The 22,832-nt window shown below is 48.9% G+C and carries 25 protein-coding genes and 1 pseudogene; 13 read left to right on the top strand and 13 right to left on the bottom strand.

Annotated elements, in window-relative coordinates; translation table 11 throughout:
* Nucleotides 1-174: 174 nt before the first annotated feature.
* The 8 genes from potF to LVQ76_RS00300 all read right to left on the bottom strand — a co-directional run bounded on the left by potF (nt 175) and on the right by LVQ76_RS00300 (nt 7,631).
* Nucleotides 175-1,299 carry a spermidine/putrescine ABC transporter substrate-binding protein PotF gene (potF, locus tag LVQ76_RS00265; RefSeq protein WP_232865039.1) on the bottom strand — a complete coding sequence of 375 codons (1,125 nt, stop codon included), beginning with the start codon at nt 1,297-1,299 and terminating at the stop codon, nt 175-177.
* Between the two features lie 380 nt (nt 1,300-1,679).
* On the bottom strand, nt 1,680-2,165 hold the full coding sequence (locus tag LVQ76_RS00270; RefSeq protein WP_232865040.1) for a YbjN domain-containing protein: 486 nt from the start codon (nt 2,163-2,165) through the stop codon (nt 1,680-1,682).
* Nucleotides 2,166-2,271: 106 nt separating this feature from the next.
* Entirely contained in the window at nt 2,272-3,174 is a 903-nt protein-coding gene (gene rimK / locus LVQ76_RS00275) for a 30S ribosomal protein S6--L-glutamate ligase (protein ID WP_232903974.1), read from the bottom strand.
* A gap of 64 nt (nt 3,175-3,238) precedes the next feature.
* On the bottom strand, nt 3,239-4,156 hold the full coding sequence (locus LVQ76_RS00280) for a LysR family transcriptional regulator (protein ID WP_232920713.1): 918 nt from the start codon (nt 4,154-4,156) through the stop codon (nt 3,239-3,241).
* Nucleotides 4,157-4,224: 68 nt separating this feature from the next.
* Nucleotides 4,225-5,481: a nucleoside permease gene (locus LVQ76_RS00285; RefSeq protein ID WP_232865149.1), complete on the bottom strand. Its 1,257-nt coding sequence runs from the start codon at nt 5,479-5,481 to the stop codon at nt 4,225-4,227.
* A gap of 43 nt (nt 5,482-5,524) precedes the next feature.
* The gene (gene xapA / locus LVQ76_RS00290; protein ID WP_232865043.1) at nt 5,525-6,352 is read right to left on the bottom strand and encodes a xanthosine phosphorylase; all 828 of its coding nucleotides are present in this window, start codon (nt 6,350-6,352) and stop codon (nt 5,525-5,527) included.
* Nucleotides 6,353-6,625: 273 nt separating this feature from the next.
* Nucleotides 6,626-7,348, bottom strand: coding sequence for an oxygen-insensitive NADPH nitroreductase (gene nfsA / locus LVQ76_RS00295; RefSeq protein WP_232920714.1), 723 nt, complete (start codon nt 7,346-7,348; stop codon nt 6,626-6,628).
* A complete protein-coding gene (locus tag LVQ76_RS00300) occupies nt 7,332-7,631 on the bottom strand; it encodes a YbjC family protein (RefSeq protein ID WP_232920715.1) in 300 nt (99 codons plus the stop codon). Before LVQ76_RS00300 ends, nfsA begins: the two co-directional genes overlap by 17 nt.
* 136 nt (nt 7,632-7,767) lie before the next feature.
* Here LVQ76_RS00300 and LVQ76_RS00305 point away from each other — a divergent pair, with 136 nt between their 5' ends.
* Nucleotides 7,768-8,040, top strand: coding sequence for a GrxA family glutaredoxin (locus LVQ76_RS00305; RefSeq protein WP_034456459.1), 273 nt, complete (start codon nt 7,768-7,770; stop codon nt 8,038-8,040).
* A 44-nt stretch (nt 8,041-8,084) separates the two neighbouring features.
* On the opposite strand, the gene LVQ76_RS00310 is transcribed toward LVQ76_RS00305, so the two are convergent.
* Nucleotides 8,085-8,450, bottom strand: a complete 366-nt coding sequence (locus tag LVQ76_RS00310) for an inner membrane protein YbjM (protein ID WP_232865045.1) — start codon at nt 8,448-8,450, stop codon at nt 8,085-8,087.
* A 303-nt stretch (nt 8,451-8,753) separates the two neighbouring features.
* Here LVQ76_RS00310 and LVQ76_RS00315 point away from each other — a divergent pair, with 303 nt between their 5' ends.
* The 3 genes and pseudogenes from LVQ76_RS00315 (at nt 8,754) to LVQ76_RS00325 (ending at nt 11,032) form a co-directional block, all read left to right on the top strand.
* Complete coding sequence (locus LVQ76_RS00315; RefSeq protein ID WP_151992758.1) at nt 8,754-10,436, top strand: aspartate:alanine antiporter; 1,683 nt, start codon at nt 8,754-8,756, stop codon at nt 10,434-10,436.
* A 289-nt stretch (nt 10,437-10,725) separates the two neighbouring features.
* A pseudogene (locus LVQ76_RS22340) lies at nt 10,726-10,887 on the top strand (SDR family NAD(P)-dependent oxidoreductase); the annotation flags it as partial.
* Nucleotides 10,874-11,032: a Rossmann-fold NAD(P)-binding domain-containing protein gene (locus LVQ76_RS00325; protein WP_232920922.1), complete on the top strand. Its 159-nt coding sequence runs from the start codon at nt 10,874-10,876 to the stop codon at nt 11,030-11,032. The pseudogene LVQ76_RS22340 and the gene LVQ76_RS00325, both read left to right, overlap by 14 nt.
* Before the next feature lie 19 nt (nt 11,033-11,051).
* On the opposite strand, the gene LVQ76_RS00330 is transcribed toward LVQ76_RS00325, so the two are convergent.
* Nucleotides 11,052-11,597, bottom strand: a complete 546-nt coding sequence (locus tag LVQ76_RS00330) for a TetR/AcrR family transcriptional regulator (protein ID WP_232865047.1) — start codon at nt 11,595-11,597, stop codon at nt 11,052-11,054.
* 105 nt (nt 11,598-11,702) lie between these two features.
* Between LVQ76_RS00330 and LVQ76_RS00335 the strand changes: the two genes are divergently transcribed.
* Nucleotides 11,703-12,926 (top strand): MFS transporter, encoded by a 1,224-nt coding sequence (locus LVQ76_RS00335; protein ID WP_232920716.1) that lies wholly within the window; start codon nt 11,703-11,705, stop codon nt 12,924-12,926.
* On the top strand, nt 12,923-13,738 hold the full coding sequence (locus tag LVQ76_RS00340) for a Cof-type HAD-IIB family hydrolase (protein WP_232920717.1): 816 nt from the start codon (nt 12,923-12,925) through the stop codon (nt 13,736-13,738). The genes LVQ76_RS00335 and LVQ76_RS00340 overlap by 4 nt, the downstream gene beginning before the upstream one ends.
* Before the next feature lie 40 nt (nt 13,739-13,778).
* Here LVQ76_RS00340 and LVQ76_RS00345 read toward each other — a convergent pair whose 3' ends face one another.
* Both LVQ76_RS00345 and mntR read right to left on the bottom strand, forming a co-directional pair.
* Nucleotides 13,779-14,897 carry an SLC13 family permease gene (locus LVQ76_RS00345; RefSeq protein ID WP_232920718.1) on the bottom strand — a complete coding sequence of 373 codons (1,119 nt, stop codon included), beginning with the start codon at nt 14,895-14,897 and terminating at the stop codon, nt 13,779-13,781.
* Nucleotides 14,897-15,367, bottom strand: a complete 471-nt coding sequence (gene mntR, locus LVQ76_RS00350) for a manganese-binding transcriptional regulator MntR (protein ID WP_232920719.1) — start codon at nt 15,365-15,367, stop codon at nt 14,897-14,899. The genes LVQ76_RS00345 and mntR overlap by 1 nt, the downstream gene beginning before the upstream one ends.
* 190 nt (nt 15,368-15,557) lie before the next feature.
* Between mntR and mntS the strand changes: the two genes are divergently transcribed.
* Both mntS and LVQ76_RS00360 read left to right on the top strand, forming a co-directional pair.
* Nucleotides 15,558-15,686 (top strand): manganase accumulation protein MntS, encoded by a 129-nt coding sequence (mntS, locus tag LVQ76_RS00355; RefSeq protein ID WP_034456469.1) that lies wholly within the window; start codon nt 15,558-15,560, stop codon nt 15,684-15,686.
* A gap of 316 nt (nt 15,687-16,002) precedes the next feature.
* The gene (locus tag LVQ76_RS00360) at nt 16,003-17,589 is read left to right on the top strand and encodes a phosphoethanolamine transferase family protein (protein ID WP_232865050.1); all 1,587 of its coding nucleotides are present in this window, start codon (nt 16,003-16,005) and stop codon (nt 17,587-17,589) included.
* Nucleotides 17,590-17,657: 68 nt separating this feature from the next.
* Here LVQ76_RS00360 and ompX read toward each other — a convergent pair whose 3' ends face one another.
* The gene (gene ompX / locus LVQ76_RS00365; RefSeq protein ID WP_151992765.1) at nt 17,658-18,158 is read right to left on the bottom strand and encodes an outer membrane protein OmpX; all 501 of its coding nucleotides are present in this window, start codon (nt 18,156-18,158) and stop codon (nt 17,658-17,660) included.
* Between the two features lie 369 nt (nt 18,159-18,527).
* Here ompX and rhtA point away from each other — a divergent pair, with 369 nt between their 5' ends.
* From rhtA to glnQ, 5 genes are all read left to right on the top strand, one after another.
* Nucleotides 18,528-19,415, top strand: a complete 888-nt coding sequence (gene rhtA, locus LVQ76_RS00370; RefSeq protein ID WP_034456472.1) for a threonine/homoserine exporter RhtA — start codon at nt 18,528-18,530, stop codon at nt 19,413-19,415.
* A 306-nt stretch (nt 19,416-19,721) separates the two neighbouring features.
* Complete coding sequence (dps, locus tag LVQ76_RS00375; protein ID WP_064517352.1) at nt 19,722-20,225, top strand: DNA starvation/stationary phase protection protein Dps; 504 nt, start codon at nt 19,722-19,724, stop codon at nt 20,223-20,225.
* A 364-nt stretch (nt 20,226-20,589) separates the two neighbouring features.
* Nucleotides 20,590-21,336 (top strand): glutamine ABC transporter substrate-binding protein GlnH, encoded by a 747-nt coding sequence (gene glnH / locus LVQ76_RS00380; protein ID WP_151992766.1) that lies wholly within the window; start codon nt 20,590-20,592, stop codon nt 21,334-21,336.
* Nucleotides 21,337-21,421: 85 nt separating this feature from the next.
* A complete protein-coding gene (gene glnP / locus LVQ76_RS00385; RefSeq protein ID WP_151992767.1) occupies nt 21,422-22,081 on the top strand; it encodes a glutamine ABC transporter permease GlnP in 660 nt (219 codons plus the stop codon).
* Complete coding sequence (glnQ, locus tag LVQ76_RS00390) at nt 22,078-22,800, top strand: glutamine ABC transporter ATP-binding protein GlnQ (RefSeq protein WP_064517349.1); 723 nt, start codon at nt 22,078-22,080, stop codon at nt 22,798-22,800. Before glnP ends, glnQ begins: the two co-directional genes overlap by 4 nt.
* Nucleotides 22,801-22,832: the final 32 nt, after the last annotated feature.

Consider the following 22,832-nt stretch of genomic DNA (forward strand, 5'->3'; position numbering starts at 1 on the left):
TGCACTGTTTCGGTGCACCGCTGCGTTGCAAATCTAATTAGATAACACTTATACCCAAAATAATTCGAGTTGCAGGAAGGCGACCAGGCCGTAAGTCCCCAGGAGCATAGATAACTATGTGACTGGGGCGCACGGGTGCAGTCAACGCATCTGCGGCTTGAAGTATGACGGGTATTATTTGCCTGTTTTAACTTTAGTCCAGGCTCTGGTAATAACACGGTCAACTTTTGGAGACTGCACGCCCTGAGTGAACAGCTTGGCACGCACATCTGCCGGTGGATAAATTCCCGGGTTATCGCGAATTTCAGCGTTTAACAGCGGCGTCGACTCTTTGTTCGCATTAGCGTAATAAACATGATTACTGATATTCGCTACCACATCCGGTCGCATCAAATAGTTAAGGAACTGATACGCTTCGTCTTTATTTTTCGCATCAGCGGTCATTGCGAACATATCGAAGTACACCATCGCCCCTTCTTTAGGAATGGTATAAGCAATATTCACGCCATTTTTTGCTTCTTTGGCGCGGTTTGCTGCCTGGAGAATATCGCCGGACCAGCCGATCGCTACACAGATGTCGCCGTTAGCCAGGTCATTGATATATTGAGATGAATGGAAATAACGAATAGACGGGCGCAGTTTCAGCAGCAGATCGTTCGCAGCTCCGGTGTAATCTTTCGGATCGGTACTGTTTGGATCTTTGCCAAGGTAATGCAGGACCGACGCGTAAACTTCGCTTGGTGCATCAAGGAAGGAAACACCACAGCTTTTCAGCTTCTCAAGATTTTCTGGTTTCAGGATAAGATCCCAGCTATCAACCGGTGCGTCTTTGCCCAATGCCGCTTTCACTTTTTCGACGTTGTAGCCGATACCGGTGGTTACCATCATGTACGGAATGCCGTATTTATTGTCGTGGTCGTTATGGGCCACCAGCTTAAGCATTTCCGGATCGAGGTTTTTGTAATTCGGTAGTTTGCTTTTATCAAGAGGCTGGAAAATACCGGCCTGAGCCTGACGCTCAAGGAACTGAGAAGATGGCACCACAAGATCATAGCCAGTGCTGCCCGCCATCAACTTCCCTTCCAACACTTCGTTGGAGTCGAAAACGTCATACACCACTTTAATGCCAGTTTCTTTGGTGAAGTTTGCCAGCGTATCCGGCGCAATATAATCAGACCAGTTATAAACGTGCAGCGTCTTTTGTTCCGCAGCAAATGTGGTAGCAGAAACAGCCATTAGCGCTGTCATCAGCGCACCTGCCACCACACCGGATAACAATTTTTTACGTTGGGTAAACATATGTGATTCCTTCTGAAAAAGTCTAATTCCCGCTTTCGCGAGCATAATTTACTCAATCATACTTTTACGCATTTTCTTCTCGCTTTTGGCACATGCAAGAATCATGCATCTCTATGCAAACTGCAGTAAAAAAGTACAGACGCCTTGCTGCAGATGTTGCACGCTTGTAGCGTCCCGCAAGAATAACTGTAGCCAGACTTCGAGACTATAGCCCAAGTAAAAAAGTGCCCTTTATCAATTTTTTATGAATAAAACGTCTATGCTGTGGCCCAAAACTGGCGGTATTGGCGAGAATAATGCTGGAGGGATGTTATTAAGGCAGAATAAAAAATCGCGGAACGCAGCGGTTATGGTAGCCGCTGCGGTTAAGAATGAAACGATTAATGTAGAAAGTGAGTTTGAATAACTGTGCCGTCTTCTTGTTCTTCATCTGCATCAGAGATAAAGAGCAGTTGGTTTGCGCAGGCTTCCAGAATCACCATTGATATTTGCTCTTCGCTCTGTTTTACAAAGGCAGCAAACTGTTCGCGGGTAATTCCGACGGACGCTTGTAGCGACTGGCAAACGACCAGCTTAGGTAAATTGTCGTCCTGGATATCCAGGAACGCTTTCACGGTTAACGAACTGGCATTAATAGAAGACAAATCAGATGCCAGTGGCAACAGAGCAGATGGCTTTACTTCAGCCAACGCTGAAAACAAGACGATATCGTCGACTAGATCGATTTTCGCATCATAGACACCATCGAAATTCTGCATATGCGGCAGATGGAGCGCCTGGCATGTATCGCACTCGAAGATGGTCACACCGATTTCGTCCAGCCAGCGGCGTAAGATGTCCAGAGTAGGGACAACGAGTGAATCCATAAATGCCGTAGCCTCTTTAAAAGGGAGTGATTGAGTCGCGCCATAGCTTACGCAAAAACGACGCCCCATACTATTATTATGCGACCAATAGCATTGATACCCCTGTCTAGCCGCCAATTTTCAGGCAAAAACCTGGCTGAGCCTGCTGCTCAATCCATTGGATCATTAATGTCGCGATATCGACTCCACTTGTCTTTTCAATACCTTCAAGACCAGGTGACGCGTTAACCTCCATCACCAATGGGCCACGTTCAGCACGTAAGATATCCACCCCTGCGACATCCAGACCCAGGGTCGCCGCCGCATGTAAGGCGATTTCTCGCTCACGATCTGTAATGGAGACCTGATTCGCCACCCCGCCGCGGTGCAAATTGGAGCGGAAATCCCCCGGTTTTGCCTGACGTTCAATTGCGGCAACGACTTTATTACCCACTACCAGGCAACGAATATCCCTGCCCTGTGCTTCTTTTATATATTCTTGCACCAGAATATGGGCATTCAGACCGCGAAACGCATCTATTACACTTTCCGCCGCCTGGCGCGTTTCGGCTAACACCACGCCAATTCCCTGGGTGCCTTCCACCAGTTTCACCACCAGCGGCGCACCGCCTACCATGTCAATTAAATCGCTGGTGTCATCTGGAGAATGAGCAAAGCCTGTGACCGGCAGGTCAATCCCCTGACGCGCCATCAACTGCAACGATCGCAACTTGTCCCGCGCGCGCGTAATGGCAACCGATTCGTTGAGCGGGTAACTACCTAACATCTCAAACTGACGCAACACCGCCGTGCCGTAGAAAGTGATCGCGGAGCCAATACGTGGAATTACCGCATCATAATGAGGAAGCTGACGGCCTTTATAGTGCACTGATGGTGCAGACGGATTGATGTTCATGTAACAAGAAAGGGGATCGATAATTTCGACTGCATGACCACGGCGTGACGCCGCTTCACGTAGACGTTTACAAGAATAAAGCGTTCCATCCCGGGATAAAATGGCGATTTTCACCCTGCACCTCAGCGTTTCCAGTCCAATAATGACAGCGCAACTATCATATCACTGCCATCAGGTTTCAACGAACGGGCAATGTGTCTGGCGACTGCTTTAACACGTCGATTAAATGACGCGTTGTAGATGCCAAATGATGCGGATCGTACACCACATAAAGATCTGCTGGGATCGCTTTTGTCAGCGGACGGAAGGTGACACCCGGCCAACTCATCTGGGCGTAACTATCGGCCATAATAGTCAACCCTATACCGATGCTGACCAGCGCCAGTACGGTCTGCGGCTCAACTGCTTCTCTGACAATACGAGGCGAAAAACCCGCTTCGCGACAGACACCTTGCAAAAACGTCCAGTCAGAATGCACCGCAGTCATAGTGACAAATGGTTCATGGCGCAGTGACTCAATATCAATAGCAGCCTGTTTCGTCAGCGGATGTTTTTCTGGCAAAGCAACAAGGAACGTAGCGTCATGTAGTTTTTCACTTCGTAGACCCGGAGGAGGATTGGTTTCCATGCGCCAGATACCGGCGTCAATTTCGTGACGCTCAATCAAGGAGATTTGATCTCCCGGCGACTTCTCGCGAAACAGAATATCAATGGCCGGAAAATCAGCGATAAACTGTTGTAACCCAAGACGTAATCCACCCCAAATCGCCGTACCAACAATTCCCAAATGAATGCGCCCGCCTTCACCACGACCAATTTGTTCTACCCGGGCCAATGCAAGGTTTGCGCTGTCGAGCAATCGACGGGTCTCTTCAAGCAAGATTTCGCCCGCGTGTGTCAATGCAACGCTGCGTGAATGGCGAATAAACAAAACGGTACCGAGTTGAGACTCAAGCTCTTTGATATGGAAACTCAGTGGTGGCTGGGACATGTTTAGCCGCAAGGCCGCTTTGCCAAAGTGCAACTCTTCCGCCACTGCCTGGAAATAGCGCAGAAGTTTTAAGTCTGTACGGTATGTTCGCTGTGAAATAGTCATGGGGCTCCCTATGTTCTGGCAGCCCCATACGTTAGCACTCCTGCTGCTCGCTGTAATCCGGCCGACTGTTAATGTGCGACCGGTGCCGAAGCCTTAAGTGTTGGGTTGTGGCGATACTGGAAACTAAAGTGGAAGATAACCGCCAGTACTAACGCATATCCGGCAAACACCAACCAGATTGTGGTCCAGTCTTTGGCGCCATCAACGCTGAAGTAGTCCACGACATATCCGCTGAGAATCGCACCGAGATAGGCACCAATTCCGTTGACCATCGTCATAAACAACCCCTGAGCACTGGCACGTATGCGCGAGTCCACTTCTTGTTCAACAAACACAGAACCGGAGATATTGAAGAAATCAAATGCGCAGCCGTAAACCACCATCGAAAGCAACAGTAAAACGAAGCCAAATGCAGACGGATCGCCCCAGGCAAACAACGCAAAGCGCAGCACCCAGGCCACCATACTCATCAACATCACCTGCTTGATACCAAAACGGCGCAGGAAGAATGGGATGGTGAGGATAAAGGCCACTTCCGACATTTGCGAAACCGATAGCAAAATCGATGGATACTGAACCACGAAGCTATCAGCAAATTCAGGATTACGCGCAAAATCGTGCAGGAATGGGTTGCCAAAAGTATTGGTAATCTGCAACACCGCGCCTAACAACATGGCAAATAAGAAGAAAACAGCCATGCGCGGGTTCTTGAACAATACAAAAGCATCAAGCCCCAGGCGGCTTACCCAAGTACGAGAGATCCCACCTTTCACCACTGGTATAGTTGGCAAAGTTAGTGAGTAGAGGGCCAGCGCTAATGACGCTCCAGCTGCAATATAAAGCTGAAGATTGCTAAGTTCAAAGCGCATCAGACTCACGGTCCACATTGCAGCAATAAACCCAATAGTGCCAAAGACGCGGATCGGTGGGAAATGGCTGACAGTATCCAGCCCTGCTTTTTCGAGGCTGGCATAAGAAATAGTATTCGATAGTGCAATTGTGGGCATAAATGCCATCGCATTACCCAGCATCACCCAAAACATCAGGCCCGGCTGATTAATGCTGGCAGCCCAGGCCAGCATTGCCGCACACACCAGGTGGCAGAGCGCGTAGACGCGATTCGCCGGCAGCCATTTATCGGCAATAATCCCAACGATTCCCGGCATTAACAGCGCAGCAATTCCCTTAGTGCTATACACCATACCGACATCTGCCCCTCGGAATCCGAGGGTATTAATCATGTACGAACCCAGCGTGACCAGCCAGGCCCCCCAGATGAAATACTGCAAAAACAACATGATTTTCAAGCGAGGTTGAATCGCCATACCGTTAATCGCCATGTGTTTTACCTAGTGTGTTGGAAGTGCCTCAGGCGAGTTTGCCCAGGAAACCGCAAATCAGATTAATAAAGTTCTGGCGCGAAAGTGCTGCCGCCGCCAGGGTTTGCGCGTGGGAGAGTTGCACACTGCCAAGACCTTCTGCGAGGTTAGTAATTGCCGAAACTGCGACAACTTTCAGGCCACAATGGCGCGCGCTGATCACCTCAGGCACCACCGACATCCCCACCACATCACCACCGATGATTTGCATCATGCGAATTTCAGCCGCGGTTTCAAAATTCGGGCCAGGGTAAGAAACAAATACGCCCTCAGTTAGCGGGAAGCCCTGCTCTTTTGCGACCTGCTGTAAAACGCCACGGTAATCCGCGTCATAGGCGTTCGCCAGGGAGAAGAAACGCTCGCCAAAACGGTCATCGTTCGGGCCGACGGTTGGCGTGCCAGGCATGGTATTAATATGGTCGTTCAACGCAACCAGGCTACCAGGGCCGACTTCCGGGCGTAATGAGCCAGCGGCGTTAGTTGAGAACAGAATTTCGCAACCGAGTAATTTGAACGTACGAATCGCGTTAGTCATCACCGACATGCCGCGCCCTTCGTAGAAGTGACCGCGTCCCTTCATGCAGGCGACGGGAACACCAGCAAGCGTGCCGACCACCAGTTCACCCGCGTGGCCATGAACGGTGCTTACCGGGAAACCAGGCAGTTCGTCATAAGGGAAAACAACGGCCTGTTCGATTTTCTCAGCCAATTCACCCAGGCCGGAACCCAGGATGAAAGCCACGCGTGGCACCAGGCCATTAATGCGGGAACGGATAATATCTGCGGCGTAGTACGGGGAGTTATCAAGAGTCGGCATCGGGTGCTCCATGTCATGTGACGAATAATCAGAGTTAGCGTTAACTCAGTTATACCGACTGACAATGGTGCAAAACCAATACCGTTTGGGCGGCTGATTGATAGTAAAAATGTATTGATTGGCTGTGGCCGGTGCCATATTGAGGAAGACTCTAAATAATTCGAGTTGCAGGTAGGCGGCAAGGGAGCAAATCCCCAGGAGCTTACTCAAGTAAGTGACTGGGGTTTGTGAGTGCAGCCAACACCCCTGCAACTTGAAGTATGACGAGTCAGTTTATCGAGTCGCCCAGCCTTGTTTGTGCAGATACTCCAGAATAAACGGACGGCTTTCTTTAATGATGGTGCGGCGAATATGGTCGCTCCAGGTGTCGCGTCGCGCGTTGCTATCACGGGAAAGATAGTACTGCGCCATCTCTTCGTCGTATTCCGCCAGCACGTTTTCATCAACCGGCTGATAGCTGTTTTCATGCATGATCATGGCGGCTGGAATGCGCGGTTTGATACCGTGATCTTCATCAGGCCAGCCCAGACATAAACCAAACAGCGGTAAAACATGTTTTGGGATGTTCAGCAATTCCGTTACCACTTCGATGTTATTGCGCAGCCCACCGATGTAAACACCACCCAACCCCAGCGACTCTGCCGCAGTAAAGGCGTTTTGAGCCAGAATCGCAGTATCAACCGCTCCGAGTAAAAGTTGTTCCGCAAGCCCGAGTTGAGCTTCCGGGCAGATTTGCAGATGGCGGTTAAAGTCGGCGCAAAAAACCCAAAACTCTGCGGCTTGTGCGACATGCTTTTGGCCGCCAGTAAGCTGAACAAGTTGCTCACGAAGGGATTTGTCGGTGATGCGAATAATCGAAGTACATTGTAAAAAACTGGAACTGGAGGCCGCCTGGGCACTGGCAATAATTGCTGCACGCTGTTCATCTGTTATCGGCGCATCGGTGAAACGGCGCACAGAACGGTGTGAACGCAGCAGATCAATGGTCGGCGTCATCGTGTTTATCCTTAGGCTTGTCTGAATGAGATTTATCGAGTGGGGCCTGGCCTTTGGTCAGCAGCGGCGCAACGTTTTGAGCCATCGCCCAAACCATAAATGCTGCCGCCGGGAGCATCAGCACAATGCCTAAAAATACCATGATGATAGCCGCTGTGGCATTCCCAAAGGGTGCGGATAAAGTCACGTAACCGTTCAGGGAAAGATATGACAGCAGTAAAAAAGCGATACCGATAACTTCGAGGATTAACACAGGTTTCGGTAACGCACCGAGTGAACGCATCCGCTTGTCTCCACAGACTGTATAGGTAGCGAGTATTATATTAACAGGTAACACCTTCTTTCCATTCGCAACAGTTAGCGGCATTATAGTTGCCATTCGCCGGTACGTATCGGCCACAAAAAATAAAGGAGATTCCATGTTTGCAGTAATCTTTGGTCGCCCAGGCTGCCCATATTGTGTTCGTGCTAAAGAGTTGGCTGAGAAATTGACCGCTGAGCGTGACGACTTCAACTTCCGTTATGTTGATATCCATGCGGAAGGTATCAGCAAAGCCGATCTGGAAAAAACCGTAGGCAAACCTGTTGAAACGGTACCGCAGATTTTCCTCGACCAGAAACACATTGGCGGTTGCACTGATTTTGAAGCTTACGCTAAAGAACACCTGAGCTTGTTCCAGAACGCAGAATAAGCAGCAGATAGAAAGAAAAAAACCGGCTCACTGAGCCGGTTTTTTTATCGCCGCTGACGGCGGAGCACGCTACGGAGAAACAAGTAGCACAATGCCCCAAGAGCACACCAAAACACCGCACTAAACATCCAGGCCATTTCTTGCCAGAACGTTCGCGTTGGCGACAGCCAAAAGTGAATGATTAACAGACAAAACGGTGAAGCCAGTACTGCGCCCATCAGCGGTTTGATCACTCGGCCATGGCGTGAAAACACGCTAGCGATAACACCCGGAAGGATAAAAAACAGCAATCCCCACTCAGAATGTTTATCACCTGGGTAGCTGCTGGCGGCACTCAACTTTTGAGACAAAAACACACCAACAAACAACACGAAGCAACAAATGACTCCGAACCAACGTTGTCCACGCATGAACACACATCCTCCTGACGATCGCTTGTATCGAACTTAAATTTACGGCTCTGCACGCAGAAACCTTGCCCCAGTTAGATAAAGTCTCAGCAATCCCTGCTAGAAAATAGGTAGCGCAATTAGCACAATATTCTTACTAGCCGTAAAACTTCATAAAGATTAAACTAACGGCTATTATCAGGTCTGCGCACTGGATATTTTAATGCACTAGAAATACATTAAATTGCGTCGTAATTAGTAGAAACCCTAACGCAAAAAACCATTTCTTTCAACAAGTTACTAGTAAACAAGAAGTTACCCTTCGTGAATATAAACGTCGCAGATTTGTTAAGCGGGAATTACATCCTGTTATTATTTGTTGTTCTGACCTTAGGTTTATGCCTGGGTAAATTACGCCTTGGTCCAGTCCAACTAGGTAATTCCATTGGTGTTTTAGTAGTCTCTTTATTACTCGGCCAACAACATTTTTCCATTAACACAGACGCCCTAAATCTGGGTTTTATGTTGTTCATTTTTTGTGTCGGAGTAGAAGCTGGGCCAAACTTTTTTTCAATTTTCTTCCGCGATGGCAAGAATTACTTGATGCTGGCACTGGTGATGGTGGGAACCGCCATGTTGCTTGCCTTAGGGTTGGGGAAACTCTTTGGCTGGGATATTGGCCTCACAGCGGGGATGCTCGCAGGCTCAATGACCTCAACGCCAGTGTTGGTCGGTGCAGGTGATACCTTGCGACATTCGGGTGCCGCTGGCACCCAATTAGCGACATCGCTCGATAACCTCAGCCTCGGCTACGCACTAACCTATCTTATCGGTCTGGTCAGTCTGATTGTTGGCGCACGTTACCTGCCAAAACTTCAACACCAGGATTTGCAGACCAGCGCGCAACAAATCGCCCGCGAACGTGGCCTGGACACCGATGCCGCACGTAAAGTCTACCTTCCTGTTATTCGCGCTTACCGCGTAGGCTCTGAGTTGGTTGCCTGGGCTGATGGTAAAAACCTGCGTGAACTTGGCATTTATCGCCAGACCGGTTGCTACATAGAACGTATCCGCCGTAACGGCATTCTGGCAAACCCGGATGGTGACGCTGTGCTGCAAAAGGGTGATGAAATCGCGCTGGTAGGTTACCCGGATGCGCATTCACGCCTCGATCCAAGTTTCCGTAACGGTAAAGAGGTTTTCGATCGCGACCTGCTGGATATGCGCATCGTTACCGAAGAGATTGTGGTAAAGAACCACAATGCTGTCGGTCGCCGCCTTGGGCAATTAAAGCTGACCGATCACGGCTGCTTCCTCAACCGCGTTATCCGCAGCCAGATTGAAATGCCTATTGACGACAATATCGTGCTCAACAAAGGTGACGTTTTACAGGTCAGCGGTGATGCCCGCCGCGTAAAAACCGTTGCTGAACGTATTGGCTTTATCTCGATTCACAGCCAGATAACTGACCTGCTCGCCTTCTGCGCCTTCTTCATTATTGGCCTGATGATCGGCATGATCACCTTCCAGTTCAGCTCGTTCAGTTTTGGCGTCGGCAACGCTGCAGGCTTGCTATTCGCCGGTATCATGCTCGGCTTCCTGCGAGCTAACCACCCTACTTTCGGCTATATCCCGCAAGGGGCGCTGAATATGGTGAAAGAATTCGGCCTGATGGTATTTATGGCCGGCGTCGGCCTAAGCGCCGGTAGTGGCATTGGCAACGGCCTGGGTGCCGTTGGTGGGCAAATGTTGATTGCTGGGCTTATCGTAAGTCTGGTGCCCGTTGTTATCTGCTTCCTTTTCGGTGCATATGTTTTACGTATGAACCGCGCATTGCTATTTGGGGCAATGATGGGTGCACGTACCTGCGCACCAGCGATGGAAATCATCAGCGACACTGCACGCAGCAACATTCCAGCCCTTGGATACGCCGGGACTTACGCTATCGCTAACGTGTTATTAACGCTGGCGGGGACGCTTATCGTAATCATATGGCCCGGTTTGTGATCGGTGCCGCAGACAAAGAAAAAAGATTTTTTATGACAGTGCGAACTTTTTGCCTGGGGCAAAGTCTTAATTAGTGCCACTGCTTTTCTTTGATGTCCCCAATTTGTGGAGCCCATCAACCCCGCCTCTTTGGTTCAAGGTTGATGGGTTTTTTATTGCCTGAAATTTGAGTTCTGTTTTAAATCATAAAGTTAGATACCCTCCTGAAACCGACACGCCATCACCTGCGCCAATATCTGTACATCGTCCATAATTTTGAATAGTACGATTTAGTGAAGAGGAACTCGAAATGTTACTTAACGGCAAAGTAGCTGTGATCTTCGGTGGTAGTGGTGCCATCGGCAGCGCGGTTGCGCATGTGATGGCGCGAGAGGGGGCGCATGTATATTTGGGCGCTCGCAGCCAGGAAAAGTTGAACCGGGTTGCTGATGATATCCATGGAGCAGTGGGTGGGAGGTGCGGCGCAAAGCACCATGTTGAAACGCCTGCCAACGCTTTCACAAGTAGCCGAACTTATGGCATTTCTGGCGTCAGATCATGCAGGTGCAATGACAGCAACGGTGGTCAATATGACGGCGGGCACAACAACGACATAACGGGTTTGAAATTCAAACCCTAGCCTACAATTTTCGCCAGCATTCTTCTGAGGTCTTCACGACTCAGCGGATTCCTGTCGGTCACATAATGTAGCGTCATACCTTCGATAAAAGCATCCAACGCGCGTGCGGTCATCGGGTCAAAGAAGGTTTCCAGCACTTGTTGGCTGCGGCACATCCAGTCCTGCATGATGATTTTTAGTGCCGGGTTACGGTTGGCGTAAGCGTATAGCTGATACATCACCTGCATATTGTACGACGTGGCAATTTTCTCCCCGCAAATCATATCAACTATCGCTTCGCAGGCTTCGTCACGATCACGAGCTTGTTCCATACGGGCGCGGTAATCGTCTGACATCTGATATGCAAATTGCGTGAACGCTTCGCTCAGTAGCGATTCGATGCCGTCAAAATAATAGGTCATTGACCCTAACGAAACGTCCGCCGCATCGGCAATTTTACGGTGGGTAATATGACTAATACCGTGTTCTACCAGCATATCCAGCGTGGCTTGCAAAATACGCTCTCGCCGGTCTGGATCGTTGCGCCTCGGGGCTTTGCTCATATTTTTCGCTCGTTAATAACTGACTAAAAGAGTTTACCAGGCAATATGTACAAATGTACACAAACTTGCTAGTGTAATTTGTATTCGCCGCCAACCGGTATTTCCATGTCAGCCGTCATTCCTAACCGCAAATCCACTCAACTTCGCACCTGGGCGCTGTTCGCCTTCTTTTTTCTGCCAGGCCTGGTTATGGCCTCCTGGGCCACACGAACTCCAGCCATTCGCGACACGTTAAGTGTTTCGACTGCGGGTATGGGGATTGTGCTGTTTGGCCTATCGGTGGGCTCGATGAGCGGAATTTTATGCTCGGGCTGGCTGGTTAAGCGTTTTGGGACTCGCAATATCATCCGCAGCGGTATGACATTAATGGTAACCGGCATGCTGGTGATGGGCGTTGCGCTATACCTTTCCTCACCTGTGCTGTTCGCACTCGGCCTGGCCATTTTGGGAGCCGGACTTGGATCAGCCGAAGTCGCGATGAATGTCGAAGGTGCCATTGTTGAAGGGTTGCTGAAAAAGACCGTGCTACCGATGATGCATGGTTTCTATAGCCTGGGCACCCTTGTAGGTGCGGGTATCGGTATGAGTTTAACCGCCCTCAATTTCAGCGCGTATGGGCACTTATTAGTGATTGGCCTACTCGTCATTACGCCAATTGTTATTGCCATTACTGCCATTCCGCATGGAGTAGGTAAGAGCAACACAGCCGTAGATGCAGAAAACCCACACGAGCCCCACCCGCCCTTTTATAAAGATCTGCAGCTGATATTAATCGGCACCATTGTGCTGGCGATGGCATTCGCCGAAGGCTCAGCGAATGACTGGCTGCCGCTTTTGATGGTCGATGGCCACGGTTTTAACCCAACATCTGGCTCGATGATTTATGTCGGCTTTACTCTGGGCATGACAGTCGGGCGTTTTACAGGCGGCTGGTTTATTGACCGTTATAGCCGCGTGACGGTAGTGCGAGCCTGTGCGTTGATGGGTATTTTGGGTATTGGCCTAATCATCTTTGTCGATAACGCCTTTGTGGCGGGCATTTCTGTCATTTTGTGGGGATTGGGCACCTCGCTCGGTTTCCCATTAACCATTTCGGCCGCAGGCGATACCGGCCCAGATCCGGCGACTCGCGTAAGCGTGGTTGCTGCATCGGGTTATATTGCCTTCCTGGTGGGGCCACCACTGCTTGGCTTCCTCGGTGAACATTACGGCCTGCGCCTTGCCATGTTAGTCGTATTAAGTTTGATGGTCGTCGCAGCACTAGTCGCGAAAGCCGTCGCAAAACCAACAGATCTTGTTACTAATTCGCTTGAAGGGAGAGTTCGATGAGTGTGAAATTAATTGCCGTCGACATGGATGGTACGTTCCTGAACGATAACAAAGAGTACAACCGCGTACGCTTTGCTGAACTTTATGCACAGATGAAAGAGCAAGGGATTCGTTTTGTGGTCGCCAGCGGCAACCAGTATTTCCAGTTGATTTCATTTTTCCCGGAGATTGCCCACGAGATCTCTTTCGTTGCCGATAACGGCGGCTGGGTAGTGAGTGAAGAAAAAGACACCTTCAATGGCGAGCTAACAAAGCAACAATTCAACACGGTTATTGACCACCTGCTGACACTGCCGCATGTGGATATCATCGCCTGCGGCAAGCGCAACGGCTATACCCTGAAAAGTTATGACGACGCCTTTATCACCATGGCGCGTAGCTACTATCACCGCCTGGAGCTGGTAGAAAACTTCTCGAATCTGGACGACGTGTTCTTTAAGTTCGCGCTGAATCTGCCTGATAGCCTGTTAGATGACACCATGAGCTCCCTGTCTGAAATTCTCGACGGTGTGATGGTGCCGGTCACCAGTGGTCACGGCTCGATTGACCTGATTATTCCTGGTATCCATAAAGCCAACGGTTTGCGGATATTGCAGGAAAAATGGGGTATTGATGACAGCGAAGTTGTGACTTTTGGCGACGGCGGCAACGATATAGAAATGCTGCGCCAGGCCAAATATGGTTTTGCGATGGCAAATGCCCCTGAAAAAATCAAACAGATCGCGTCTTATCAGGCTGGGCATTGCAACCAGCAAGGTGTGCTGGATGTGATTGAAAAAGTTCTGAAGAAAGAAGCGCCGTTTAACGCGTAATACGAAGCGAGGGGCGGCAAAGCCCCTCTCCTCTGCCGTTCTAAAATTGCTTTAGTAGCACCAGCAGACCGTAACCTATGGCAGCCGCCCACAACAGCATCGGCAATGAATAGTAGTGAAAGCGTATCCAGATGCGGCGATCGTTAGCCATGCGCAGAGCTATCAGATTTGCCAACGACCCCGGCAGCAGGCCAAAACCGCCAATGTTTACCGCAAAAGCGAGCAGCACTGAGACTGGAACGTAATTGAGCAGTAAAATGGTTGATGGAACATTGCTGATAAATTGCGATAAACCTATGCCCAGTGCAAACAAACCGCCACTTGAAAGCTGATTAATCCCCGCCAGTGCATGTTGTAATACCGGCAGTTGCGTTATCAGGTAAACGTCGATAAACATCACCATAAACACCAGCAGCAAACTCCAGTCGATACTCAGTAACACCCGGCGCGCCAATAGCAAAAAACCTATCGCCACCACGGCTAGCCCCCAGTTCTCCTGCTTTAACTCCAGCGAAACAATAAATACAACGTAAAGTGCCACGCAGCTCAGCACCAATCGTGGCTGCCACTCATGGCGTTTATCGTGAGTCTGATAGATAAGCTTTTTATTAGGGAAGCAAAACCAGCATAACAGAAGCAAACTGGTCATTATCGCCAGCGCCAGTGGGGCCATTTGCCAGGTGAATTCGCCAAACGATAAACCCGACCGCCCCCACAGCAAAATATTCTGCGGATTTCCAATCGGCGTGAGCAGCGACCCGGCATTCACCGCCAAGGCTTCAAATATGATGAGTCGACTAATCGGTATCGCACATAGTTTTTTCAGCGTAATGGTCAACGGAACAATAATAAATAGCGCGACATCGTTGGTCAGAAACGTAGAAAGCAGAGCCGCTGCGCTGACCAAAAACATCGCCAGGGTTCGTTCGTTATCAAAACGCTTCACCATGCGGCGGCCCAGCACATCGAAATAACCGCTTAGCTCCACGCCTTTGGTCAACATCATTAAACCTGCGAGCGTAATGATGGTATGCCAGTCGATAGCGTGGACCCAACGCTTCGGCTGAAAGGGCGCAACAAAACTCAGCGCCACACCGACAAGCAGCAAGAGATGAAGAAAGCGATCGCGAGCAAATGGCCGAACAAGGTTGAGCAACATTACTGCGTGAATCCTCGCTTCTCACTAAACAGGCGAAATGCTTCCAGCGTCTCTTCACTAACGTGGTGCTCAACACCTTCGGCGTCAATTCTTGCAGTTTCGGCACTAATTCCCAGCGCGAGGAAAAAGTTTTCGACGATCTGATGACGTTCACGACTCAGTTGCGCCAGTTTCTCCCCTTCCGGAGTCAGAAACACACCGCGCCATGGAATTTGTTCAATAAGCCCAACCGAGGCGAGTCTTTTTAACATTTTTGCAACTGTTGGTTGGGAGACCCCCAGACGTGCGGCCATATCAACCTGGCGGACTTCGCCGACCTCGCGAATCAAATCAGAGATCAGCTCAACATAATCATCAATTAATTCACGGCGATGCGCTTCCCGCACCTGCCTAAAGCCTTCGACATGCTCTTCAACATTTACCAACGGCATCACTTTCTGTTTATTTTTTTGGCCCGCAGTACGGCTCATGATGCTTCCTCTAACAGTGGTACGGCATCGTCCAATGACGACATTTGGCCCCATTGTAAACCAGCATCACCCAAGCACAAAAATTTAACGAATTAGCAATAGCTATACAATATAGCCTGTGCTATATCTGTATGTAATGCAGTCAGCCTTTAAAGGATCTAAGGGCAGCAGATGTTAAGAGGAGGAAAAAATGAACGAATTTAAGAGGTGTATGAGCGTGTTTACACATTCCCCGTTTCAAGTGCGGCTGATGCTGCTCAATATGTTGTGTGATTGGGTTTCCGGGAAACCACAGCAGGGCGAAAAACCGAAGTCATAGGCAGTCGCCCTGCCTTCTTTCACATCAGTCTGGCTTATATCACCCCGCGTGTTTGTAACTTTTCATTTCCGTAGATACTCTGAATTTATCGTTTAGCCGCGCTTTAACCTTACCATTTGTCGGTTTTGTAACGCGCTTCGCAAAACACATTTCTGTTATCAGTTGATCTTCTTATCGTCCCGCTCTATCTTCTTGCAGCCCTGCACATGAAGCGGCTCGCAGATGCGGTCCAGTTTCCCTTCTTTTCCGTCTGTCAGGCAGGTTCTTACCCTCGTCGCCAGGGTTTTCGCATGGCGTTTAGTAGATCTCGATAAACATGAATTTAACGGTTAAAGATACCCTGACGACCCGCGCAATTGCGCTCAATCCGTGGACTGGCTTTTATTTCCTGCAGTCGTTACTGATTAACTTCGCACTCGGTTATGAATTTAGCATTCTCTATGCAGTCGCATTTAGTTGCGTATTAATGCTGCTGTGGCGTAGCGCGCCCAAATTACAAAAAGGTTTGCTGGCGATTTGTAGCCTGATTGCTGCAATGTATTTCCCTTTTGGACAGGCCTACGGCTCGCCAAACTTTAATACCCTGCTTGCCTTGCACTCGACCAACTTCGAAGAATCCACGGAATTGATGACTATTTTCCCGTGGTATAGCTATTTGGTGTCAGTGTTTATTCTGGTGCTCGGTGTTATCGCCGTGCGTCGCAAAGTCACGCCGAAAAAAAGAGCATGGTGCCATTTCGACAGCTTATGTCTGGTGGTGAGCGTGGTCTGCTTCTTTGTCGCACCAGTACAAAACCTGGCTTACGGTGGCGTGTTTAAAATCAAAGACTCTGGTTATCCGGTATTCCGCTTTGTTAAAGATGTGGTGGTTAACAACCAGGAAGTAATCGACGAGCAAACCCGCATGCAGGCCTTCTCACAAATGAAGGACACCTGGAATGTGCTGGCGGTTAAACCGAAGTACCAAATTTATGTAGTGGTGATTGGCGAAAGCGCGCGTCGCGATGCGTTAGGTGCATTCGGCGGTCACTGGGATAACACCCCGTTCGCAAGCCAGGTGAATGGCAATATCTTCATGGATTATGTATCAGCCAGTGGTTCCACACAGAAATCGTTGGGCATGACGCTTAACCGCGTCATTGATGGCAAACCGCAATATCAGGACAACATTATTACGCTGGCAAACCGCGCTGGCTTCCAGACCTGGTGGTTCTCAAACCAGGGGCAAATTGGTGAATACGATACAGCCATTGCCAGCATCGCCAAGCGTGCTGATGAAGTACAGTTCCTGAAAAGTGGGGATTTTGAAGCGGATAAAAATACCCGTGACGAAGCGCTGCTTAAAATGACAGCTCAAGTATTTGCTAGCCCTCGCACCACTCCGCAACTGATTGTGTTGCATTTGATGGGTTCACATCCCCAGGCTTGCGACCGTACACAGGGTAAATATAAAGATTTCGTTCAGTCGAAAGAGACCTCTTGTTATATCTACAGCATGACGCAAACCGACGACCTGCTAAAACAGCTCTATCAGCAGCTGCAAAATAGCGGTGAAAGTTTCTCGATGGCTTACTTCTCCGATCACGGTCTTGCCATCAAAGAACGCGGCACCAAGGTGCAATATCTGGCGCATGATGATGAGTTCCAGCAAAACTTCCAGGTACCGTTTATGGTGCTATCAAGTGATGATAAAGAACATCGCCAGATAAAAGCACGGCGTTCAGCGAACGATTTCCTGAATTTCTTCTCGGCATGGACGGGGATTAAAACCAAAGAGTTAACGCCAAAGTACAAGTTCATTTCTGAGCAGAATGCGGGGCCTGTCTACATCACCAACTTTAAGCTTAAGAAGGTGGACTATACTCATTTGCAGACGGATGTGTTTGAAACTAAAACACGCTAACTCAAATTGCAGAGATAAAAAAATCCGCCACTATGGGCGGATTTTTATTTTCACTAGTTAAAGTGAAATTAGAAGCGGTAACCCACGCCTGCGATCCAGGTGCCAACATCAACATTACGGATGCGGCTCTGCTCGTAGGAAACGTCCAGAGCAACGTTTTCAATTGGGTTGAACTGCATACCTGCGCCGTAAGAGAAACCGTAGTCGCTGGTGTTTGTATCAGTTGCGCCAGTAGTCTGGAATTTACCGTAACCAACACCGACTACACCGTAGATGCTTGCCCAATCGTTGATGCGGTAAGCAGGACCAGCAGTGATGCCGTAGTATTGTGATTTATTGTAAGCGTCAGCTTCGCTGCGGTTTTTCTCGGTGTAAGTGAAAGAACCGATGTAACCCAGCGGGGTGTCGTTTTCATAACGGTATTTCAGGTTGAAACCGCCTGCTTTGTTAGCTTTGCCCTGCATATCGCTTTGTGCGTAGCCACCAGTTACGGTGCTAGCTGCAGATGCGGTACCAACGGAAACGGCCAGAACACAAGCCAGTGCTGAAAGACATGCAATTTTTTTCATAATCCACCTCAAATGTGCTTCAAGTAACTTCTAAGTTTTTAATATATCAAAATTGTGTAAGAAACTCTGCGACATTTACGTTGTCTAACGATTCCTTTCCTGTAACAGAACATTTCCATTACATCGTAGTCCCTTCAATTTGCAGCGCTTTTAACCAAAAACGCGCTAATTATTGGCATGAATCGCAACATCGTCATCCAGATAATTCTTAAACTGTTCTGAACAAAACTTACGCAATCAGGCTGTTATGGTACTGCATCAGACAATTATTTTTTTCAATGAATTCTCAACCAGCCATAACTTATTCATTTACACTGGGGTTACTTTTATTTTCTTGACCGAATTAGACACTGACTGACAGGAAGCAGGATGCCGCTATCGCCACGTAAAACCCCAGTTTGGTTACCCATCGTCGTTCTTTTAATTGCTATGACCTCAATTCAAAGTGGCGCTTCACTTGCGAAATCTTTGTTCCCATTGGTTGGTGCACCGGGCGTTACAGCACTGCGTCTTGCGTTGGGTACGCTAATTTTGGTGGTGATTTTCAAACCATGGCGTTTGCGTTTTAAAGCAGAACAACGTTTCCCCTTGCTGATGTATGGCCTTGCTCTTGGTGGAATGAACTACCTCTTCTATTTATCTATTCAGACTGTTCCCTTGGGTATTGCCGTCGCCCTGGAGTTCACCGGCCCACTTGCGGTAGCGTTGTTTGCATCGCGCCGTGCCGTTGATTTTGTCTGGGTAATTCTGGCGGTACTCGGCTTGTGGTTCCTGCTGCCGCTCGGGCAGTCAATTTCGAGCGTTGACTTAGCGGGGGCCGCTTTTGCTTTGGGTGCAGGTGGCTGCTGGGCGATTTATATTCTGTTCGGCCAAAAAGCGGGGGCCGATCACGGCCCGGCAACGGTGGCTTTCGGGTCGTTAATCGCGGCTGTTATCTTTGTGCCAATTGGCGCCTGGCAGGCGGGTGAAGCGCTTTGGCACTGGTCACTAATACCGCTCGGTTTGGGTGTCGCAATTTTGTCGACGGCACTGCCCTACTCTCTGGAAATGATCGCTCTGACGCGCTTACCGACACGCACTTTTGGTACTCTGATGAGCATGGAGCCTGGACTTGCGGCGCTGTCTGGCATGCTGTTCCTTGGTGAACATCTGACGCTTGTACAATGGCTTGCTCTACTATCAATTATCGCAGCGTCCATTGGTTCAACACTGACCATCAAACGTGAAGCTCAGATTACCAGCGTTGACGTAAATTAATTCCCCATATTATTTACCGTGGTTATTGTGACCACGGTAAATATTCTCCCTCGATCAAGTCTTTATATTTAGACTTATTCTTAGATACAAACAAAAATTATTCCCATTTAATAATCACGCTTTTTTTATTCCAGTAACGCCTCGCGGCAATAAATTTAAAATCCATTACTAACAATCAGTTACTAAAATCCACCCTGAACCTGCTATTTGTCTGATAGGTATAACCTGTTCCATTAAAATCAAAATCCGGTGCTATACTTATTTCCGGTAATTCAATTAGACATAACATCAAGAGGAAGAAAGATTATGACTACCGCTAAACTGGTAAAAACCAAATCTACTAACCTACTGCATACCCGTAATGATGTTGCAGACAGCGAAAAGAAAGCTACCGTTGAGCTGCTAAATCGCCAGGTCATTCAGTTCATTGATTTGTCGTTAATTACCAAGCAAGCGCACTGGAACATGCGTGGCGCTAACTTTATTGCCGTCCATGAAATGCTCGACGGCTTCCGTACAGCACTCACAGACCACCTTGATACCATGGCAGAACGCGCTGTTCAGCTCGGTGGTGTCGCTCTGGGTACCACGCAGGTCATTAACAGCAAAACTCCGCTGAAGAGCTATCCGCTGGATATTCACAGTGTGCAGGATCACCTGAAAGAGTTGGCTGACCGTTACGCGATTGTGGCAAACGATGTGCGTAAGGCAATTAGCGAAGCGAAAGACGAAGATACTGCTGATATTCTGACCGCCGCATCGCGCGATTTGGATAAGTTCCTGTGGTTTATCGAGTCAAATATCGAATAATTGCTAGCAGTTTGTTACTCCATCCTCCCTTTTTAGGGAGGATGGTTGCACTATTTTAGCGCATGAAATTGTTTACCCCTGCCGCATAAGTTACTCAATTGTAATAATCACCTCACACAATCGTTAACAGACGATTGTTTTGCCGCCTTAATATGCGGTAAAACTACACTTCGCCCTCTCGCAATACTTCGCGCACCATAATTGGGCACCAATACAGTGCACTGCAACCCGCTTGCAACCATTATTGTGCAATGTTACATATTCACATCCTTGCAAAAACAGTAGCTTGAAAAGCTGGCATGATTTTTCCATGTTGCGGCTTACTGATGCAGGGGATTGCCCCATGGATAAACAAGGAAATGCTATGAAGTCGATTTTGAAAGTTTCACTGGCTGCACTCACCCTGGCTTTTGCGGTTTCTTCCCACGCTGCTGAGAAGCAACTGGTCGTAGCGACCGACACCGCATTCGTTCCTTTCGAATTTAAACAAGGCGACAAGTACGTCGGTTTTGATATCGATTTATGGGATGCGGTAGCAAAAGAATTAAAACTTGATTACACCCTTAAGCCAATGGATTTCAGCGGCATCATTCCTGCGCTGCAGACCAAAAACATTGACCTGGCATTGGCTGGCATCACCATTACCGAAGAACGTAAAAAAGCGATCGAATTCTCTGATGGCTACTACAAAAGCGGCCTGTTAGTGATGGTTAAAGCTGACAACGACTCAGTAAAAAGCGTGAAAGATCTCGATGGTAAAGTGGTTGCGGTTAAGAGCGGCACCGGTTCTGTTGATTACGCGAAAGCCAACATCAAAACTAAAGACCTGCGTCAATTCCCGAACATCGACAACGCATATATGGAACTGGGCACCAACCGTGCTGATGCAGTACTGCACGACACCCCGAATATCCTGTACTTCATCAAAACTGCAGGCCAGGGCAAGTTCAAAGCTGTTGGCGACTCTCTGGAAGCACAGCAATACGGCATCGCCTTCCCTAAAGGTAGCGATGACCTGCGCGTGAAAGTGAACGGCGCACTGAAAACGTTGAAAGAGAACGGCAAGTACAACGAAATCTATAAAAAATGGTTCGGCACTGAGCCAAAATAATAATTCTAAAGTTTTATGAGTGACTCAGGGGCGACCATTTTCGCCCCTGCTATTTTTGAACCACGGTACACAATAGGAATGCATCATGGAGTTCGACTGGAGTGCCATTTGGCCTGCAATCCCGCTTTTGATTGAAGGCGCCAAAATGACTTTGCTGATTTCGGTCATCGGGTTGTTTGGTGGTCTGATAATTGGTCTGGTCGCCGGTTTCGCCCGTACTTACGGCGGCTGGATTGCCAACCACATCGCATTAGTATTTATTGAAGTGATTCGCGGTACGCCGATTGTGGTACAGGTGATGTTTATTTACTTCGCCCTACCAATGGCCTTTAACGACCTGCGCATTGACCCGTTCAGCGCCGCCGTCGTCACCATTATGATTAACTCCGGCGCCTACATTGCGGAAATTACCCGTGGTGCGGTGCTGTCGATTCATAAAGGTTTCCAGGAAGCAGGCCTTGCGTTAGGCCTGTCGAAGCGTGAAACCATTCGCCACGTGATTATGCCGCTGGCGCTGCGTCGTATGCTGCCGCCATTGGGTAACCAGTGGATTATCAGCATTAAAGATACCTCGCTGTTCATTGTTATCGGTGTGGCTGAGCTGACCCGTCAGGGGCAAGAAATCATTGCCGGGAACTTCCGTGCGCTGGAGATCTGGAGCGCCGTTGCGGTCTTCTATCTGATTATTACTTTGGTGCTGAGCTTCGTGCTGCGTCGCCTTGAAAGAAGGATGAAAATCCTATGATTGAATTTAAAAACGTCTCTAAGCACTTTGGTAAAACCCAGGTGCTACATAACATCGACCTCGATATCAAACAGGGCGAAGTGGTTGTCATTATCGGACCGTCAGGCTCAGGTAAATCTACACTGCTGCGTTGCATCAACAAACTGGAAGACATCACCAGCGGTGACCTGTTTGTTGATGGCCTGAAGGTCAACGACCCGAAAGTTGATGAGCGCCTGATTCGCCAGGAAGCGGGAATGGTGTTCCAACAGTTCTACCTGTTCCCACACCTGACTGCGCTTGAAAACGTCGCCTTTGGCCCGATTCGTGTGCGTGGCTTAAGCAAAGATGCCGCCGATAAACTGGCGAAAGAGTTGCTGGCAAAAGTGGGCCTCGCAGAGCGTGCACATCACTATCCATCAGAGCTTTCAGGTGGCCAGCAACAACGTGTAGCGATTGCTCGCGCGCTGGCAGTTAAGCCAAAAATGATGCTGTTTGATGAGCCAACCTCAGCCCTTGACCCTGAACTTCGCCACGAAGTGCTGAAGGTTATGCAGGATCTGGCTGAAGAAGGTATGACGATGGTTATCGTGACTCACGAAGTGGGTTTTGCCGCCAAAGTTGCCTCACGCCTGATCTTTATTGATAAAGGCCGCATCGCTGAGGATGGCAATCCGCAAGAGCTGATTGATAACCCGCCAAGCCAGCGCTTGCAGGAATTCTTGCAGCACGTTTCCTGATAACCTGTTGCGCTTATCCCCCTGCGTCAGCT

Origin of the sequence: Buttiauxella cochleicola, assembly GCF_021283185.1 — a bacterium.
GTDB lineage: Bacteria > Pseudomonadota > Gammaproteobacteria > Enterobacterales > Enterobacteriaceae > Buttiauxella > Buttiauxella massiliensis.